The following is a 14,753-nucleotide window of genomic DNA, read 5'->3' on the forward strand; positions in this document are numbered from 1 at the left end:
ATGCGTTAGTCCCTTTTCCGCACTGACGGAGAGCTTTCCGGTCCCGATTTTTGTCGCCTTGTCGCATGTATTACAGGAAGAAGAAACCTAAGAAATATTCCTTTGACGGTAGCTCCGCGTCGGGCTTGGCCAAGATGCCGGCCTTCCGTTTGGGGGATTCGGACGGTGATACGGGAAACGGAACGACAACATATACTCCTGTAGAGACTTTGTCTTCCCTTTATTTAGCCTACCCGAACGTAGATGGGACAATGCGAAACATATGTAGCGTAGGGCCCAGAACCCGACTATTGGCTGACTTCTCGGATTTGGTTTACGGTGAATATCGCCATAAGATGAGTGACTGGGTAAAAGTGGTGGGGCCGGAGGGAGCTTGGTACGCCTATGAAGGCGGTTTGGCCCATTTCCCCCCGGCTGATGACTACATGCAGTTGATGCGTTTCCTCAGGTCGGTTTGGGCTATGAGAGCCGAGCTTTTGGAAGAACGGAGCTTTGTGCACGAGTTTGTGTACCAATTGGCTAACCGCCACGGAGGCGAGGTCGATTGCGGAGACAGGCAAGGGTTTTTGAAAGAGCTGGAAGGGTTAATGTTACACCATGCGGTGGGTGAGGGCAAAGTGTTAGCTCAAGATTTGGGCGAATACGTAACGGTGGGTGACCTAAAGAGCGGTCCGGCAACCCAATGGGACCGTGAGTTTTTTCATTTCGAAGGTGTGGGTAAGCCTGATGAGAGGCCTGCCGACTTTAAGTTCTACATTAACCCGCACCCCGCCAAGATACCGGAGGTATTGCGTTTTGTGCTGGACCGTGTGGTAAACAGTCCTCGCTTTCCGGAGATAGGGGCAGTTAAGGTTATCGGTTTCGCCGAGCATGCCATCCGCAACGACCTGATAGTGATGTATGCCGATACCGAGGAAGGCTTGCTTAAGGCCAAGGATATACTGATAAAGTACGTGGAGGCTAATCCGGAGAGCTTTCAAGATGTGACACCCCCAATGTCCGAACCCATAGCCAGAGGCGTGGCCATAGCCCGCGAGCCGATAGGGTTGACTTATAATATAGGGGCCGGCGGGTTTAGGGACGTGGGAAAAAGTGAGCATTATGACTTCCTTGTCAAGGTTTTGGACCTTCTGGATTCATCTACCGAGGTGCCGGGCGAACTGGACGAGCTGTTGACAAAGAAGTTGAGTGAGGATATGTCGGAAGTAATGTCCTCGGAAAACGGGCCGAGGGACGTAAGCAAAGCGGTGTTTGATGTGTACCGTGAGTATATGAGCCAGCTAGGGATAGGAGAGGGGGAAGCCCTGTTTACATCCTTTTCGAAGTCTCATAAACAATTTAGGGAGCCCGGGAAAGTGCTGGTCGGTGAGCGCAACGTGTCTTTTTCGTCGCTTAGATCTTATCTTGTGGCCGATGCGTTGTTGGTGTCAGGCAATGTCTTCGAAGATTTTGTGAGCGAGGTAATGAAGCGTTTCGTTTCGGGGAGAATCAATTTTTGGCGTCCGTCAAGGAATTTGGGAGACGGGACATTGGTCTGAATGACTTGAGGCTAAAGCGGGAAACACGAAAGAAGCCGACCTTTTGGGCCGGCTTCGGGTGTCTATTGCTACTAAACTGAAGTTTCTCCGTACTGAGGGAAAAGCCTGTGGCTTATTTCTGTTTCTTGATCTTGTCCTCTTTCTCCACACCTTTGAGCACCTCGATATTGATGCCGTCTGACAGGCCGGTCTTCACTTCCCGCTTTTCGAACTCTTGTTCGGTAGTCTCCACTTCCACATAAGTCTTGCCGTCTTCCTTGTCGAAGATGAGAAGACTTTCCTTGATGGCCATAACGCTGTCGCGGTGGTCAAGTACGATGTCGGCGTTTGCGCTGTATCCCGAACGCAGGAAGGTGCTGTCCTTAAGCGTAACGGCCGCCTTCACTTCGAACTGTACGGCGCCTTCTTCCTCTTTGCCCTTCGGTGAAATGAACTCCAACAAGGCGTCGAAAGACTCGCTCTGCAGGGCGGCGACTTTAAGCTTAAGCTTCATGCCTTCCTTGATCTTGCCTACTTCCGACTCGTCCACCTTTCCTTCGAAGATCATCTCGCCCATGTTGGCCACGGAAGCAAGTGTGGTTCCGTCGTTGAAGGTGTTACTTTCGATCACGAAGTTACCTTCTTTTACGGGAACCTCCAGCACCATTCCTTCGGCGGTAGAGTACACAAGGTTTGAAACGGAGCCCTTTTTCTTCGTAGCGCCCTCCTTAACGATCTGGAGGTTGTCTTTGGCCGCGTCAAGCTCCTGTTCGCGTAGCTTGTAGCTCACTTCGAATTCGTTGAACTCCTGCTTCGAAATGACTTGTTGGTCGAAAAGCCCTTTTTGGCGCTTGTACTCCCTTTCCGCGTTCTCAAAGTTGATGCGAGCCGTTTTGACGTTCGATTCGGCCTGGTTGAGACGTGCCACATCCGGAATTACCTTGATGCGGGCGATAAGCTGTCCTTTCTTGATGACGTCTCCGGCCTCGGTGAAGAGTTCGTCCACGACTCCTGAGACGTGCGACTTCACCTCGATTTCCTTGCGAGGAGTTATGGCGCCGGTAGCTACGGTCTTCTTTACGATGTTAGTCTTGAATGGCGATTCTGTTTCGAAGACTACGGGTTTCTCTTGGGATTTGGCGTACAGGTAATAGAACATGCCGGCTACGGCTCCCAGAAGGGCTATTCCCAAAAAAATGTAAAGTATCTTTTTCATGTCGCTAAGGTTGTTTTCTGTTTATGGTCGTCGGCGTTTTGGGCCGGCGAGGTGATCAATTGATAAAAGGGATATGTCAGTCGGCTCTCATAGCCTCTATCGGGTGAATGGAAGCCGCTTTCTTGGCGGGCAGAAGGCCCGCTACTAGACCGAAAAGAATGATTACGATCAAGGCGACCATTGCGACGTTGAAATCGACTGTAGGGTCCGTGAATACGCCGGAGCCACCGCCCGGGCCTCCCATCATTTTGGAAAGATATTCCAAAACCCCAACGCCGAATAACAAGCCAAGTAACCCTGCGAAAGCGGTGAGGGCTACGGATTCTTGCAGGATCAGCGAGATAATGGACCAAGGAGTCGCTCCCAAAGATTTCCGGATGCCTATCTCTTTTGTTCTCTCCTTGACTACAATCAGCATGATATTGCTTATGCCGATAGCGCCGGCCAACAATGTGCAAGCCCCGACAAGCCAATTGAAACCTTCGATACCTAGGAACAGTCCTTTGATTTGGTTGAATTCCTTGCTGAGGTTGGCCGAACCGATGGCGGCCTTGTCATCGGGGTGTACGCTATGCCTTGCGCCCACGGCTTTTCTAATGCTACTTTCCACTTTCGTTGCGTCGTAATCCGGAAAAGCCCCGAAGGCGAACCATCCGACACGGTTACCCGAGCCGAAAGCGTTTTGGTATGTCGTGAACGGGATGTGGATGTCATCTTCGTCGTACTTGGCGCCCTGCTTTCTGCGAGAGTGGTAAATACCGATTACCTTGAAGAAAATTCCGTTGATTCGTATATGGGTACCGATAACCGTTTCGTCGTCTTTGTAAAGTACTTCCTGCACACGCTTGCCTATAACACAGACTTTTCTTTTTTCGGCCATGTCATTTTCGTTTATGAATCGTCCTTTTGGATAATCCCTCAGGGCGATTTTGGCGTATTGGGGCGTGTCACCGTATACGCTGAAGGCTCCGGATTCCTGGTCCCTTACCACGTTATTGTTGTTACCGTAGTTACCGAGCTGTATCCGAGGAGCCAAATATTGCAAACCTTCGGTCTGATCCCTGATATTGAGGTAATCATCCCAGTCGAGCTGGTAATAGCGACCAGGTTTGAACCCGGCGTAAGGCATGGTGGTCTTCTGTGTCCAGACGAAACCGCTGTTTGTGTTCCAAGCGGCGAAGTCTCCCGCAACGCCGTTCTTAAGGCCTTGGCCCGCACCCAATAGTATGATCAGCATAAAAATGCCCCAAAAGACCCCGAACATGGTCAGGGCGGTCCGCAGTTTGTTCTTGCTGACGGTGGCCAGTATTTCTTGCCATTTTTCGTAATCGAACATGGTGTTGTTTGTTTCGGGTTTCGATAAAACGTCCGCTGGGACCTGTTATTCGTCTTTTAACGCCTCGATAGGACTGATTTGCGATGCTTTTCTGGCGGGAATCCAGCCCGCTATTGCGCCTGCGACTATAAGTATGATCGAAGCGCCTACAGCCACCTTAATATTGGCTTGTGGTGACTTGAAGAACTCGAAGTCAATCCCCGCCGACCCTATGGCATCGACGAGAAGCACGCCCAGAAACATCCCTACAAAGCCTGCGATAAAGGTGATAAGTACAGCTTCGCTGATAAAAAGCCCGACAATAGAGCGGGGCGGGGCTCCCAAAGCCTTCCTGACACCAATTTCCCGAGTACGTTCTTTTACCACGATCATCATGATATTGCTGACGCCTACGATGCCGGCCAAAATAGTGAAGAAGCCGATAAACCACATCAACATGTCGATTCCCTTGAATATGTTGCTGAAGCGTTCGTAATCTTCCACACCGTTGTTGATATACATGGCTCTGTCATCCTCAGGTGAGTATTGGTGCCTTTCGGATAGCGTGGCCCTGACTTTCTCCTCGATGACTTTACTTTCTTCCAGCGACGCGTCTCCCATTGTGAGCATTAGCCTGTGGATCCGGTTACCCCCGCCATAGGCGGTTTGGGCCGTGCTGATAGGGATGTATATTATGCGCGTTTCGCGTTCGTTGCCATTATCTTCGTAAGTGCCCACAATGCGGTAGGGGATGCCTTTTACGTCTATCCATTCGCCAAGCGGGTCGGTTCCGTCATCGAAAAGGATGCTTTTGACTTGGGATCCGATTACGCAAACTTTCCTTTTCTCGTCTATATCGAGTTGGTTTAGGAACCGTCCGCCAGTCATGATCGTCTTTTCCAGATAGCGGTGGTCCGGGTGGCAGGAACGGATATCGAAGGCTGAATATTTGTCCTTGTAGCGGACGGTGAACTCGCCCCAAATGTTGTATCTGGCAGTTATCTTTTCCACTCCTTCTATAGTGGAGCTGAGCACTTCGTAATCCTCGTTGGTCATCCGGATCGAACGGCCGGGTTTGGATCCTTTGTATGGGATGGAGGTTTGGCCGGGACTAATCCAAAGGCTGTTGATGGCGTCGTCGCGGAATTGGCTTTCCACACCATTGCGAAGGCCGGAACCCGCCCCGAGTAATAAAATAAGCATAAACACTCCCCACGATACGCTGAACGCCGTGAGGAAAGACCTAAGCTTGTTCTTTCGGATGGTAAAAAGTATTTCTTGCCATTTGTCCCAGTCGAACATAATCGAGATAGTTAAGGGTTTATGGGTTTCGGGTGTGTTTGTCTTTTCAGCCGAGCACTTTTCCGTTCGGTACTTCGTCGCTGGTGATCAGGCCGTCCTTAAGCCGGATAACCCGTTGGGTCTCGTTCGCGATTTCGTTTTCGTGCGTAACGATTATGACCGTCTTGCCTTCGTTGTTGACTTGCTTTAGAAGGTTCATAACGTTAACGGACGTTTGGCTGTCCAAGGCGCCGGTGGGTTCGTCGGCTAGGATCACTTTCGGGTCGGTAATAAGCGCTCTGGCTATGGCGACACGTTGTTTCTGTCCTCCGGACAGCTCGCTTGGCATGTGTAGCGCTCGATCTTCCAAACCGACCCTCTTTAGGTACTCAAAAGCTAATTCGTTCCTTTTTTTTCTGCTTACCTTTTGGTAATACAAGGGCATGGCCACGTTTTCCAGGGCGTTTTTGAAAGAAAGAAGGTTGAACGACTGGAACACGAATCCCAGAAGCCTATTGCGATAATAGGCGGCTTGCTTTTCCTTTAGGTTTTGGATCAGGTTGCCGTCTAGGGTGTAGGAACCCCGGTCATAGACGTCGAGAATTCCCAAAATGTTAAGCAAAGTGGATTTTCCGGAACCGGAAGGCCCCATGATGGACACGAGTTCTCCGTTTGACACTTCCAGGTTGATGCCCTTTAGGACTTTAAGCTCTTGGTGACCTACCCAATAGCTCTTCTGTATGTTGCTGAGTCTGATCATAAATTATTGTGCAATGTGGGTTTTCCGTCTGAACGGGACAGGACATCCATTTTGGTTCAATTTAAACCATTTGATTTATTATGGTGAAATATAAATGGGCTTTTCGGGAGATTTAGCTGACGGTCGGCGCAAAGGGTGTGTTGGCGGAAGAAAATCAAAACGGTGAGATGTAGGGTTCGCTTGTCTATTCGTTTTTATTTATTGAAAGCTTTGCGGGCCTGTAAGATCAATTTTTTTACCTTTAGGATTTAGGCTTGCGTAAGTTTGATTATCTTGCGAAGAAGTGTTATTGATCTAAAATGAAAAATTACGCCGTCAAGTATTTGGCCATGACCCTGTTGTTGGTCGGGGCTTCTATTGCCGAACTTTTTGCCCAAGAACAAGAGGTGATCGATTTGGATTTGGTTTACGCCAACAGGCCTGAGCTGAAGACAAGTGCTATCCGCAGAATTCTGAACAAGTTCTCATGGACATTTACGGCCGGTTATGAGGCCACTATGTACGAGGCGGGGCTTCAGGGCTTGGAAATAGGCCTTTATGGAAACGATCTGGTTTTGTATGGAGGTTTGGCTGAAGATCAGAAAAACCATATTATTTACAAGGATTGGTTAAGCAACCCGCAAAGCGTAACAGTTCCTGATGCGCCACAGTCCTTTGAAGGTGATCCCGGAAGTGTTCAAGGGACGGCTGGAGGTCCGGTTTTTAACGGTTCGTTGGCTTACCATTACAAAAAATTCCGGGTTGGGGTAGGTTTGGGATATTCATCTCAGAAAGTGAAAGATCTGAAATTTGAGAATTCGATTGGGGTTGAGTCCGTAAATTTCGGCCAAACGCCTTCGTTCTCTCTCTTTAGATACTATTTTCTCGCCGGATACGAGTTCTTCGACTATGGCGGTTTTCACTATGTGGTCGAAGCGAATTTGGGAGGCGCATCATACAGTGGGTTTGACAGCGATTCTTTCGAGAACTCGGGAGTGATCGAGTTCGCTTTGCCTATTGAAAGGGAATTTTCCGAATACTTTAGGGTAGTGCTTCGTCCGGCCTATCAGATAAAGGACGCTTCGTACAGCAACCAAGGCTCCCCGACAATCAGCCCAAAGTTGAATGCGTTTAACGTTACGCTCGGGATAAATATCCGGATTCCTGAAATTCCCCGATGCAAAACTTACCGCTGTAACACCCAAGTAAAACACAGGCACGGAGACAAGGCCTACAGGGGACAACCCGTTTTTTATCCTCAAAATCCAAAGATGGGGCAAATACCCAAAGGTGCCCACGGCTGGAAATGGAGGACAGGCAAACCGATACACGCTCCGGTGAAAAGGAAGCCCTAAAGCTTTAGGGCTTGCACTATTTTTATGTGGGTAGGACTTCGCGCAGTGAAGGTGTTCACTCATAGGACATTTCTTGAGAAAGTGCGTCAGGTTTTAGCTCCGACATGGAATTTTTGCGTTATTTGCATGTTTTGCGGGACACTTAAAATCACAGTTGATAAGTTTGTGTTCTCGTTTTTTTGCCTAAATTGCAAATGGTATTTTGGTAAGGAATCGTTATTAGTCACTCTAAGAATATATGGCTGAAGGAGAAAACGAAAACATTTTTCCGATTAATATCGAAGATGAGATGCGAAGCGCCTACATCGACTATTCGATGTCGGTTATCATCTCGCGCGCTTTGCCCGATGTGCGTGACGGTCTGAAACCCGTTCACAGAAGGGTGTTATACGGAATGCTTGACCTCGGGGTCACCTATAACAAATCGTATAAGAAATCCGCGAGAATTGTGGGTGAAGTGCTTGGTAAGTACCATCCCCACGGTGATTCGTCGGTGTACGAGACGATGGTGCGAATGGCGCAGGATTGGTCCTTGCGATATCCGTTGGTTGACGGGCAGGGTAACTTCGGTTCGGTAGACGGTGACTCGCCTGCGGCGATGCGTTATACCGAGGCCCGCTTGAAGCGGGTTGCGGATGAGATGTTGGACGATATTAACAAGGAAACGGTTGACTTCCAGCCGAACTTTGACGATTCGCTCAAGGAACCGACCGTGCTTCCGGCCCGTTTGCCGAACTTGTTGGTCAACGGAGCGTCCGGTATTGCGGTAGGTATGGCTACAAATATGCCTCCTCACAACCTTTCGGAAGTGGTGGACGGCATTATCGCTTATATCGACAACAACGATATCGAGATCTCGGAGCTTATGGAGCATGTGAAAGCTCCCGACTTCCCGACCGGTGGCCAGATTTATGGTATGACCGGTGTCAAGTCGGCTTTTGAGACTGGACGTGGGCGAGTGGTAATCCGTGCGAAGGCGACGATTGAGGAAACCAAAAGCGGACGCGAGCAGATTGTCGTGACCGAGATCCCTTATATGGTCAACAAGGCGAATATGATCGAGAAAACCGCCGCGATGATCAACGAGAAGAAAATCGAGGGGATTTCTGACATTCGTGACGAATCTGACCGTACCGGTTACCGGGTGGTGTATGAGCTTAAGCGCGACGCCATTCCGAATATCGTACTGAACCACCTTTACAAATACACGCAGTTGCAAACCAGCTTCGGCGTGAATAACGTAGCTTTGGTAAAAGGGCGTCCACGTACGCTCAACCTCAAGGAGATGATCAAATATTATGTTGAGCATCGCCACGAGGTAGTTGTACGCCGTACGCAATACGAATTGGCTGAGGCCGAGCGTCGTGCGCATATCTTGCAAGGCTACTTGATCGCTTTGGACAATATCGACGAAGTGATCGAGCTTATCCGTGGTTCTAGGGATCCTGAGTTGGCTAAGAGAGGTCTTATCGAACGCTTCGAGCTTTCGGAGATTCAAGCCAAGGCTATCTTGGAAATGCGCCTGCAACGTCTTACCGGACTTGAGCGTGACAAGATCCAGAGCGAGTTCGAGGAGATCCAGAAGAAAATCCAACACTACAACGATATCTTGAACAACTACGATCTGCGAATGAACGTGGTGAAAGAGGAGTTGTTGGAAGTGAAAGAGAAATTCGGCGACGACCGTCGTACGGAAATTATCCATAGCGCCGAGGACTTCGAGGTGGAGGATATGATCCCGAACCAGGAAGTTGCGGTAACTATTTCGCACCAAGGATACATCAAACGTACTGCGCTCGACGAGTTCCGTACTCAGGGCCGTGGTGGTGTTGGGTCACGTGGAGCTACCACAAAGCAGGACGATTTCACAGAACAACTTTTCGTTACGGGACTGCACGATTACCTTCTTATTTTCACGGAAAAAGGACGCATGTTCTGGCTCCGCACGTTCGAAGTGCCTGAGGGTACTAAGACGGCTAAAGGAAGGGCAATCCAGAACCTAATCGAAATCGAATCCGACGATAAAGTTCGCACTGTGCTTAATGTGGGCGATATCCGCATTAAAGATTATGTGTGCAACCATTTCCTCTTGATGTGTACCAGCAAAGGTATTGTCAAGAAAACATCACTTGAAGCTTATTCTCGTCCGCGTCAGAGGGGCATCCACGCCTTGAAAATCAATGATGGAGACCGTCTCCTTAACGTAATCCTGACGGACGGTAAGAAGAAGATTGTTCTCGCCACGTCGCAAGGGCAGGCGATCCGCTTCGACGAAAACGAGGTTCGCGCCATGGGCCGTATGGCTACAGGTGTGAAAGGCGCCAAGCTTCAGGATGAAACCGACGAGATAATCGGAATCGTTTCGGAGACCGAAGAGACCGAAGGTCTATTGGTAGTGTCCGAGAACGGTTTTGGAAAGCGTACGCAATTGATGGAGTACCGCCAGACCCGCAGGGGAAGCAAGGGTGTGAGAGCCCTGAAAGTAACCGAGAAGACCGGTAAGCTGGTGGCCATTAGCGTTGTGATGGACGGTGATGACCTGATGATCATTACCAAGAATGGGATTACGATCAGGATGGGAGTGGACCAAGACCAAATGAGGTTGATGGGGCGCGCTACCCAAGGGGTCAAGCTTATCCGTTTGAATGAGGGTGACGAGATCTCTTCGATTGAAAAAGTCGAGAAAATTGGCGAGGAGAACGAAGAACAAGACACTCAGGACGAAGCGGGTACGGAAGAGTAATTTTCCGTTGCGGTTTCGCGCCTAAATTTAAGTCACCATATATTAATTTAAGTATATAACGATGAAACGATTATTCGTCAGCATCCTGTGCGCCGTGATGGTATCCGGTGGGGCCATGGCACAAAAGCCGGTGAAAGGTTCCGTAAACAAGGCGAAACTTGCCTTGGAAAAAGGTAAAGTAGAGGACGCTAAGATTCAGATTGACGCTGCGTTCAAAAACGACGCCAAAGGAAAAGTTGCCAAAAAGGTTAACTCTTGGTTCGTAAAAGGCGAAGTGTACGAAAAGTTGGCGATTGACTCGACTCGTACAGATATTGTCGACAAGCAAGATCTCGCTACTTCGGTATCTTCTTTCAATACGGTTCTTGATAAATTCCAGAAGAGTCAGGACTACGTGGTTCTCGCTACTCAGCGTATCGACAACTTGTGGAGAACATTCTTCAACTCAGCTGCCGGAAAGTACGAGAGCGGAGAATACTCGGCTGCCGTTGCCGATTTCGAGAACGCTTTGGTTGTTCGTCCTACCGACTCGTTGACGTTGCTTTACTCAGGTATCACTTCTCAGTTGGGTGAAATGCCTGAAAAAGCCCTCGGATTCTATGATCAGATGATCAAGACTGTTGGTGCCGACACTACAATCTGGCAGCAGGTTATCGTATTGAAAAAACAGGAAGGCGATACGCTCGGAGCTTTGGCTACAGCCAAAGAAGCTAAGGCCATGTTCCCTGAAAACAAGAATATCGTGTCTCAGGAATTGAGTCTTCTTATCGAGTTGGACAAAATCCAAGAGGCTGAGACCGCTATGAAGGCTCAGATCGAGAGAGATCCAAACAACCCTTCTTACTACTACAACTTGGGTTACATCCTTGACGCTCAGAAGAAATCTGACGAAGCGCTTGAGGCGTACAAAAAAGCTGTAGAGCTTGATCCTGATTACTACGACGCTATCTTCAACATTGCCGTTGTATACTACAAAGAAGGTTCGGCTATCTATGACAAAGCTCGTCAGATGAGCTGGAAAGAGTACGAGAAAAACGGTAAGAAAGTAGAGGAAGAAGCTAAGGTTTACTTCAAGAAAGCTCTCCCTTACCTGCAGCGTGCTAGCGAGATTAAGCCTGAAAGCCGTGAAGCTCTCGAAGCGCTTAGCTCTGCTTACCAGATCTTGGGTGAGAACGACAAATTCGAAGCCATACAGAAGCAAATCGAAGCTTTGGGACAGTAATATTGTCTGAAAGTTAAAAGATATAAGGGCGTTGCCGTGAATGGGCAACGCCCTTTTTTTGTGCGCTCACGGTCATTTTGCCTATCTTTGTCTAAGTTTTCCCGAAATATCGAAAAACGGGGACGGTTAAACGGAAAGGATTTATGGAAATGAAGAGGATTTGGCTTTTGGCTTTGGGAGCGCTTGCGACGCTGTGGGCCTGTGGGTCTTCAAACGAGACCTTGGTTGCCGAAGGTCGTTTGGCGCTGGACAACGGCGATCCGCGTGGCGCCATCGGTAGGTTTGAGGAAGTGTTGAATAGCGATACGACAGACTTGGACGCCTTGAACGGTTTGGCGGTAGGCTTTTTTATGATCAAGCGCTACGAGGATGTGGTGAAAACCTGCGACAAAGCGCTGGCCGTTGACACTACCGATTATAAGCCTTATTATAACCGTGCGAATGCCAAGCGCGAAATGTCGCAGTGGGGCGAGGCTCTGCTGGATTACACCAAAGCGGTGGAGCTCCGCCCAACAGAGGCTGATATTCTCGTAAACCGAGGTTTTATTTACTACATGCTCGGCGACTTCGAAAAGGCTCACGCCGATCTATCGTTTGCGATAAAGCTGAGCCCGAACAACGCAACGGCTTTGTATAACTTCGCAAGGGTTAGCCTGAAGCTTAACCAAGTGGATGAAGCGAAAGTCCAACTGACAAAGCTTGTGGAACTTCAGCCTAAGCACGCGGCGGCTCACTATTGGCTCGGCATGATCAGCGTCTCGGAAGAGGATTTGGCAAAAGCCAAGGCTTATTTTGAAGAAGCCAAATTCTTGGGCGATAAAGACGCCGAAGCGGCTTTGAAGAAATACACGACAGTGAATAGCTAATTACCAAGGCAGGCGAATAGGAAGGAAGACGGAACCTAACCTTTTTGCCTGAATGGTATTCATAATAAAATAAGCGAAGCCCTTCGTGCTCCCGCAGGGGAGGCCGAAGGGCTTCGGATTCAAATACGATACGGTTTAACCCGGTATTCAGCAAATGGCGATCATCGGTACAGATATCCTTAAGGCTAAGGAAATATTGACGGCGGGAGGCTTGGTGGCTATCCCTACAGAAACGGTTTACGGCTTGGCGGCCAACGCTTTTGACGCTTCGGCGGCATCGAAGATTTTTGAGGCGAAGAATCGCCCTTCTTTTGATCCGCTTATAGCCCACACTGACACTTTGGAGAAAATACGGACGTTTACGAACGGAATCCCCGAACGGGCGCAACTGCTGGCCGAACGTTTCTGGCCCGGTCCGCTGACGCTTCTGCTGGAACGCAACGAGCGTATTCCCGATCTGGTGAACTCCGGATTAGAACATGTGGCCGTGCGTATTCCAAACCACCCCCTGACGTTGGAGCTTCTCGGCGAACTTGATTTTCCGTTGGCCGCGCCCAGCGCCAATCCTTTCGGTTACGTAAGCCCGACCTGCGCAAAACACGTAAATGACCAGCTTGGTGAAAAAATACCTTACATTCTTGACGGAGGTCATAGTAATGTGGGCATCGAATCCACTATTATTGGGTTCGAAAACGGTGAGCCGATGGTTTACCGGCTCGGGGGGCTTTCGGTAGAAGCCGTTGAGGAAGTGATTGGTGCCGTAAAGGTCCGTCCTCATTCCTCTTCGAACCCCAAAGCGCCGGGAATGCTCAAAAGCCACTACTCGCCGGACAAGAAGGTGACCTTGGACAGCTTGGATAGCGTATTGGCCAAGGGAGTAGCCCCGGAGAGAGTGGGGGTTTTGACATTCGGGACCTTGACAGACTGCCCAATTCCGGAACGCAACCGCTTTGTACTCTCGGAAAACGGAGACATGGCCGAGGCGGCCACAAGGCTTTTCTCGGGCCTGCGCTATATGGACAGTCTGGACTTGGACGTGGTGGTAGCCGAACTTTTGCCCGAAGAGGGCCTAGGAAGAGCCATCAACGACCGTCTGAGACGTTCGGCGGCCTAAGCTGGGCGCTGGACGTAACGATATACTCCGTTTCGGGTTAATGCCTTAAAGAATTCAATACATAAAAATACTTTTCAAATGAAGACCGTAGAGAACTTCAACTTCGCCGGTAAAAAGGCGGTGGTACGCGTTGATTTCAACGTGCCATTGGACGAGAACTTCAACATCCGTGACTATAACCGCATCAACGCGGCTTTGCCAACCATCAAGAAGATCTTGGCGGACGGCGGCGCCGTAGTATTGATGTCGCACCTCGGCCGTCCGAAGGACGGACCGGAAGACCGTTTCTCTCTCAAGCACATCGTTAAGGCTTTGGAAGAGAAGCTCGGTACTTCAGTGGCTTTCGCCAACGACTGCGTAGGCGAAGAGGCTTCTGAGAAAGCAGCCGCTCTTAAGGGCGGTGAAGTGTTGTTGCTCGAAAACCTCCGCTTCCACAAGGAAGAGAAAAAAGGTGACGAGGACTTCGCTAAGAAACTCGCCTCTTTGGGCGACGTTTGGGTGATGGACGCCTTCGGTACCGCTCACCGCGCGCACGCTTCTACGGCTGTTATCGGTAAGTTTGTTCCTGAGAAAGTTGCAGGATTCGTATTGGCCCGCGAGGTAGAGAACGCCCAGAAAGTGTTGAAAAACGGTGAGCGTCCGTTGACAGCTATCATGGGTGGCGCTAAGATCTCTGACAAGATCTTGATCATCGAGAACTTGCTCGACAGCGTTGACAACCTGATCGTCGGTGGCGGTATGACTTATACTTTCATCAAAGCTATGGGCGGAAGCATCGGAAACTCGCTTTGCGAAGACGACCGCTTGGATATCGCCAAGGCTCTGATCGAGAAGGCTAAGGCCAAAGGCGTTAACTTGATGTTGCCGACTGACGACGCGGTGGCTGACGCATTCAGCAACGACGCCGACATTAAGGTGACTAAAGCTGGCGAAACTCCGGAAGGTTACATGGGATTGGATATCGGACCTGAGACTCAAGAGGCTTACGCCAAGGTGATCTCTGAGTCTAAGACTATTCTTTGGAACGGACCAATGGGCGTATTTGAAATGTCGAACTTCGCAGCTGGTACTATCGGTGTTGCTAAGGCTGTGGTTGCGGCTACCGAAAACGGTGGTTTCTCATTGATCGGTGGTGGCGACTCTGCCGCGGCTGTAAATACCTTGGGCTTCGGCGACAAAGTGTCTTACGTTTCTACAGGCGGTGGCGCTTTGCTCGAATTCATGGAAGGAAAAGTGTTGCCGGGTATCGCTGCTCTGGAAGCTTAATCCAAAGAATTTCTTTCTTCAATATTATAAAGGAAGGCGCTTGGCGTCTTCCTTTTTGTTTGCCCTGCGGGGTTATAAAAGCGTAATGACCTACTCTCTTCGATTATGTCAGGTAGGGC

Annotated in this window: 11 protein-coding genes; 7 read left to right on the forward strand and 4 right to left on the reverse strand. The window is 49.6% G+C overall.

Features of this window, described 5'->3' with window-relative positions; genetic code table 11:
• Positions 1-65 precede the first annotated feature (65 nt).
• Positions 66-1,538, forward strand: coding sequence for a T3SS effector HopA1 family protein (locus AABK39_RS06830; RefSeq protein WP_338394171.1), 1,473 nt, complete (start codon positions 66-68; stop codon positions 1,536-1,538).
• A gap of 112 nt (positions 1,539-1,650) precedes the next feature.
• Here the strand turns inward: AABK39_RS06830 and AABK39_RS06835 are convergent, their stop codons facing one another.
• The 4 genes from AABK39_RS06835 to AABK39_RS06850 all read right to left on the reverse strand — a co-directional run bounded on the left by AABK39_RS06835 (position 1,651) and on the right by AABK39_RS06850 (position 6,089).
• On the reverse strand, positions 1,651-2,733 hold the full coding sequence (locus AABK39_RS06835) for an efflux RND transporter periplasmic adaptor subunit (RefSeq protein ID WP_338394172.1): 1,083 nt from the start codon (positions 2,731-2,733) through the stop codon (positions 1,651-1,653).
• Positions 2,734-2,809: 76 nt separating this feature from the next.
• Positions 2,810-4,069: an ABC transporter permease gene (locus AABK39_RS06840; protein WP_338394173.1), complete on the reverse strand. Its 1,260-nt coding sequence runs from the start codon at positions 4,067-4,069 to the stop codon at positions 2,810-2,812.
• A 45-nt stretch (positions 4,070-4,114) separates the two neighbouring features.
• The gene (locus AABK39_RS06845) at positions 4,115-5,350 is read right to left on the reverse strand and encodes an ABC transporter permease (protein WP_338394174.1); all 1,236 of its coding nucleotides are present in this window, start codon (positions 5,348-5,350) and stop codon (positions 4,115-4,117) included.
• A gap of 46 nt (positions 5,351-5,396) precedes the next feature.
• Positions 5,397-6,089, reverse strand: coding sequence for an ABC transporter ATP-binding protein (locus AABK39_RS06850; protein WP_338394175.1), 693 nt, complete (start codon positions 6,087-6,089; stop codon positions 5,397-5,399).
• 299 nt (positions 6,090-6,388) lie between these two features.
• On the opposite strand from AABK39_RS06850, the gene AABK39_RS06855 reads away from it, so the two are divergent.
• The 6 genes from AABK39_RS06855 (at position 6,389) to AABK39_RS06880 (ending at position 14,634) form a co-directional block, all read left to right on the forward strand.
• On the forward strand, positions 6,389-7,423 hold the full coding sequence (locus tag AABK39_RS06855; protein WP_338394176.1) for a hypothetical protein: 1,035 nt from the start codon (positions 6,389-6,391) through the stop codon (positions 7,421-7,423).
• A 238-nt stretch (positions 7,424-7,661) separates the two neighbouring features.
• On the forward strand, positions 7,662-10,166 hold the full coding sequence (gene gyrA, locus AABK39_RS06860) for a DNA gyrase subunit A (protein WP_338394177.1): 2,505 nt from the start codon (positions 7,662-7,664) through the stop codon (positions 10,164-10,166).
• Between the two features lie 61 nt (positions 10,167-10,227).
• Entirely contained in the window at positions 10,228-11,388 is a 1,161-nt protein-coding gene (locus tag AABK39_RS06865; RefSeq protein ID WP_338394178.1) for a tetratricopeptide repeat protein, read from the forward strand.
• A 143-nt stretch (positions 11,389-11,531) separates the two neighbouring features.
• On the forward strand, positions 11,532-12,254 hold the full coding sequence (locus tag AABK39_RS06870) for a tetratricopeptide repeat protein (RefSeq protein ID WP_338394179.1): 723 nt from the start codon (positions 11,532-11,534) through the stop codon (positions 12,252-12,254).
• Positions 12,255-12,408: 154 nt separating this feature from the next.
• Positions 12,409-13,368, forward strand: coding sequence for an L-threonylcarbamoyladenylate synthase (locus AABK39_RS06875; protein WP_338394180.1), 960 nt, complete (start codon positions 12,409-12,411; stop codon positions 13,366-13,368).
• Between the two features lie 78 nt (positions 13,369-13,446).
• Positions 13,447-14,634: a phosphoglycerate kinase gene (locus tag AABK39_RS06880; RefSeq protein ID WP_338394181.1), complete on the forward strand. Its 1,188-nt coding sequence runs from the start codon at positions 13,447-13,449 to the stop codon at positions 14,632-14,634.
• Positions 14,635-14,753 lie beyond the last annotated feature (119 nt).

This window comes from Fulvitalea axinellae (genome assembly GCF_036492835.1).
Classification (GTDB): domain Bacteria; phylum Bacteroidota; class Bacteroidia; order Cytophagales; family Cyclobacteriaceae; genus Fulvitalea; species Fulvitalea axinellae.